The 4,430-nt window shown below is 39.2% G+C and carries 4 protein-coding genes; all 4 read left to right on the top strand.

The annotated features are described in order from the left end of the window. Positions 1-495: hypothetical protein (locus ACT3SX_RS14045; protein ID WP_444761795.1), on the top strand; the 495-nt coding region annotated here is incomplete at its 5' end. A gap of 821 nt (positions 496-1,316) precedes the next feature. Then, positions 1,317-2,872, top strand: a protein-coding gene (locus ACT3SX_RS14040) for an IS3 family transposase (RefSeq protein ID WP_225739169.1) whose coding sequence is annotated in 2 segments (ribosomal slippage) — positions 1,317-1,770 and positions 1,770-2,872 — 1,557 coding nt in all. Because the reading frame shifts where the segments join, the coding sequence is not laid out codon by codon here. A 229-nt stretch (positions 2,873-3,101) separates the two neighbouring features. Next, entirely contained in the window at positions 3,102-3,815 is a 714-nt protein-coding gene (locus ACT3SX_RS14035; protein WP_444761794.1) for a hypothetical protein, read from the top strand. A 9-nt stretch (positions 3,816-3,824) separates the two neighbouring features. Beyond that, on the top strand, positions 3,825-4,430 hold a 606-nt coding region (locus ACT3SX_RS14030; RefSeq protein ID WP_444761793.1), incomplete at its 3' end, for a hypothetical protein.

Raw genomic sequence — 4,430 nt, 5'->3', positions numbered from 1 at the left:
GAGTATATTAATAACCCAAATAAACTAAAGAATGAATACGTAAAAAAAGCACTAAGTATCTTCAAAGCAGAATCCAGTAAGTCAGGTTCGAAAGAATACCAACCTTTGATTTATAAAATAGTTATGGTAAAAATATTTGAAAGTTTTCTGAAGGAAGCGAGTAATCCTAAAACAATTATTGAAGATATTGATAATATATTTGGTAAAAACGTCACAGATAGCTCAACTGCTGAAAATTATGCATTCTATCATATATATGAAGCATTAATACGCGCGAACGAAAACGACCCTGGCTATGATAAAATTCAACATTTTACCCATAGTGCCTATTTAGCATATACTTCATTTAAGATGACAGTAGATGCAGCTCAATATGGAGCTGAAGCTTGGGACGCTATAATGGGAGGCAGTTCTGACGACTACGAATCTGATATGTATGCGAATAATTTAGGTCAAGCTTATGGTAATAGGCTATACAAACGTTTTAATCCATAATATAAATGCATTAAAACGTTTACGAATTTTTAATAAAACTATCAACTAAAAAACCAAAACCTGCAATAATCAAAATACTCCAAAGGCCTATGTATGCTTTATCGACATATATTTTATTTAATTCTAATTATTTTAGCTGAAATCATCCTATATCTTTCATTAACTTATGGATATTTTCATACTGAAAATCACTTTCAAATACAAGGGCTAGGTAATCTTGATCAGTATCAGAAAGCTCTTATAAGATTTAATATATTCGTATTTTTTATGCATATCGTTATTACCTCAATATCCTCTTTATACTTGAAAAATGACAATAAAACACTTCCTTTAATACTTATCGCTGTAATCAACTTGATAATTACATTTATATTTTTCCTGCTTGGTGTTTATGATAACTATATAAATGTGCAAGAGGCTAATATATTTACTGATTTAAGATCAAATATATTTTATGCGGATATATACTACATACTACCTATGTTATGGGCTATCCTCTATTCTATTTATATATATTCAAAAATAAAAAGCAAGCGCAGTTAACTAAATCATAAAAACACTTAGAACTTATAAAGTTATTATATTTCTATAGTTAGTTCAAAATAAAATTGTTATGGTTAGGACAAACATCATAAAACAATTTGGATAAGTCGTTTTCCAACCAACCTTGGCGTAGAAACTTCACTTGTTCCCATTTATTTTCAATGATATTGAGGGCTATGTCTCTCCTGCATATAGCTTTTATAGAGGTTATACCCCCCTATGGCAGGATAGTTGTCACCCCTAAAGAATAATCCAAATGGGGGCATCAAGGACACATCATGCCACGTTATAGTGAAGAGCGTAAACAAGCCATACTCAGCAAACTACAACCCCCAAGCAACATGAGCGTAGCCGAAGTTTCAAGAAGTGAAGGCATCGGATTACAGACCCTGTATAATTGGCGCAACGAGGCTCGACAACAAGGTCATCCCATGCCTGGACACAACAAAACCCCCGATGACTGGACCAGTGAGACCAAACTTGCCACCGTCATCGAGACTGCCGCCTTAAGTGAGAGTGAGCTTAGCGAATACTGCCGTAGCAAAGGTTTGTATGTTGAACAAATCAAAGCTTGGCGTGCTAATGCCCTACAAGGCTTCAGTCATAGCAAACCACAAAGCCTAAAAGACAAGCGTCAGCAGCAAGCGGATCGCAAACAGATCAAACAGCTCACCCGAGAGCTTGCTAGAAAGGAGAAGGCCTTAGCTGAAACTGCCGCTTTGCTGGTGCTCAGAAAAAAGTTGGAAGCGTTTTGGGAGGAGCACGAGGACGACTAACCTTGCTCCCTAAGCGCACACAGTACATAGATTGGATACAAGAGGCCAATGGATCAGGGGCCAGATTAACCTTGGCCTGTATTGAAGTTGGTATCAGCGTGCGTACCTATCGGCGCTGGTATAAAGCGGGTCAAGTGAGTGGTGACAAACGGTGTGATGCCGTGCGCCAAGCCCCGAGGAATAAACTGACACCGACTGAGCAAGCTGCGATTATAGCCGTCTGCAACCAGCCGCGCTTTGCCAGTCTACCGCCCACCCAGATCGTACCGACCCTGCTAGATGAGGGGGTGTACTATGGCTGTGAGTCCACCTTCTATCGCGTGCTAAAGCAGTACAATCAACTCAACCATCGTGGTCGAGCTTTGGCTCCTCGCGTATCCAAGGCACCACAAACCTTTACCGCCACAGGCCCAGGTCAGGTGTTCTGCTGGGACATCACCTATCTGCCAAGTCCAGTTCGTGGGCAGTTTTATTATCTGTATATGATAGAGGATGTCTATAGCCGTAAGATTGTCGGTCAAGAGGTGTATGACCACGAGTCAGGGGTATTAGCAGCTAAGCTGCTTGAGCGTACCCTAATCAGTGAAAATGCACTACATACGGGCGTGGTATTACACTCAGACAATGGGGCACCGATGAAAGCTCAAACCATGCGCATGAAAGCGTATGAGTTAGGCGTTGTGACGTCATACAGCAGACCGCGTGTGAGTAACGATAATCCGTTTGCAGAGTCTTTGTTTAAGACTTGCAAGTATCGCCCTAATTGGCCGACCGATGGCTTTAAAAGCTTAGAGGCGGCTCGTGACTGGGTACTGACTTTCACGCGCTGGTACAATGGCGAGCACAAGCACAGCCAGCTTAACTTTGTGACGCCCCATCAGCGCCATACGGGTGAGGATAAGGAAATACTGGCGAAGCGTCTGCTAACGATGGAGGCCGCTAAAGATAAAAACCCGATACGTTGGGGAACTCAAGAGGTGAGAAACTGTAAGCCTGTGGGTCCGACAACCCTAAACCCTGTAAAAGAACAACACCAAACGAGATTACAGGCCGCTTAATTCGGCTTGATGGTGACAACTACCTTGAAAAACTCCGATACCGATAATTTAATGGATTACGACGATAAAGCAAACCCTGAAAGAATACGTGTTACTACTACAGCTAACCCATTTGAGAATCATATGCGTGCTTTATTTAAGTGGCAATGGGATATTCTGGGAAATGACAGAAGCATGGACTACTCCGATACTGAATAGTTACTATAATTAATTCTAGAAGGTTAATATTATGAAAGCGTCCAAACTTATTTTTATAGCAATGTCACTGTCATTAGCAAGCTGTACAAGCTTAAGTACTTCAAAAGTCATGGCTAGTGAGCCAGCATTACTGCAAGATGATGAACAGGCAATGATAAATGAACCTGTAAATAATGACAAACCAGTAATGTGTCATGAACCGACAGGCTATGACAACCAACCTATACCACTGGATACTGGAGTATTGAGAGAGACTCCTATTGATGTCATACCGAAAGAGCTATTTATTGAAAGATTAAAAGCCTCTCCCTTATGGGAGCAAACAGAACGTAAAGATGAAGACAGATCCAGTTTTAGATTAAGTGAGATTAATGGCTTTCTTCAAATCCAAGGTGATGGTAGTTTTTCGAAGTCAGAAAAGATAACTAAAATTGCTTATTCACCTTTAAACGTAAAACAAAGAAACAAGTATGGACATCAGCTATTGGATCAAGAAAAAAGTGCTATGACAGAAATTATCAATATAGTCATTAATGATCACGATAAAGCTGCTGCAATACTGAATCAGCTTTATCAGCAATATTCAGTCAAAGTAGAAAACAACGAAATCCTAAGTGACAATGAAACCTTACATACTTATATTCGTTATAACAATATATTGTTTGAGCTTTGGGGCATGAACCGAACCAGTCATTATATCAAAGAGTGCAACTTGGCTATGTTAACAGGCTTGACAATTAATTAGGTGTGTTTCGTGGTTAAACTTATTTTTATAGCAATGTCACTGTCATTAGCAAGTTGTACAACCGCAAGTATTTCAAAAGTCATGGCTAGTGAGCCAGCACTACTGCAAGATGGTGAACAGGCAATAATAAATGAACCTGTCAATAATAACAAACCAGTAATATGCTATGAACCACCCGAATATGATAATCCACCGGAACTGCCTGATACAGGAGTGCGCAGAGAGACTCCTATTGATGTCATACCGAAAGAGCTATTTATCGAAAGATTGGAAGCATCTCCTTTATGGGAAAAAGTAAGTTATTCTAATCACTTTGAACGTGATTTTTTACTGGAGAAAGTTAACGGTTTTCTTCAAATCCAAGGTGATGGTGGTTTTTCGAAATCAGAAAGCATAACTAACATTGCTTACTTTCCCTTAGATATTGATGAAAGAAATAAATATGGACATCAACTATTGGATCAAGAAAATTTTGCTATGACGGAGATTATTGATTTAGTGATTGATGATCATGATAAAGCTGCTGCAATACTAGATCAGCTTTATCAGCAATATATGGCTAAAGTTAGGAGTAATGAAATGTTGAGTGATAATGAAACTATACATACTTATATT

It is taken from the genome of Psychrobacter sp. AOP31-B2-9 (genome assembly GCF_052378005.1).
GTDB lineage: Bacteria > Pseudomonadota > Gammaproteobacteria > Pseudomonadales > Moraxellaceae > Psychrobacter.
This window is presented reverse-complemented; position numbering and strand designations above follow the sequence as displayed.

Bases quoted from the DNA above. Each gene is read 5' to 3' on its own strand.
- ACT3SX_RS14035 (WP_444761794.1), top strand. From the start codon at position 3,102: ATGAAAGCGTCCAAACTTATTTTTATAGCAATGTCACTGTCATTAGCA.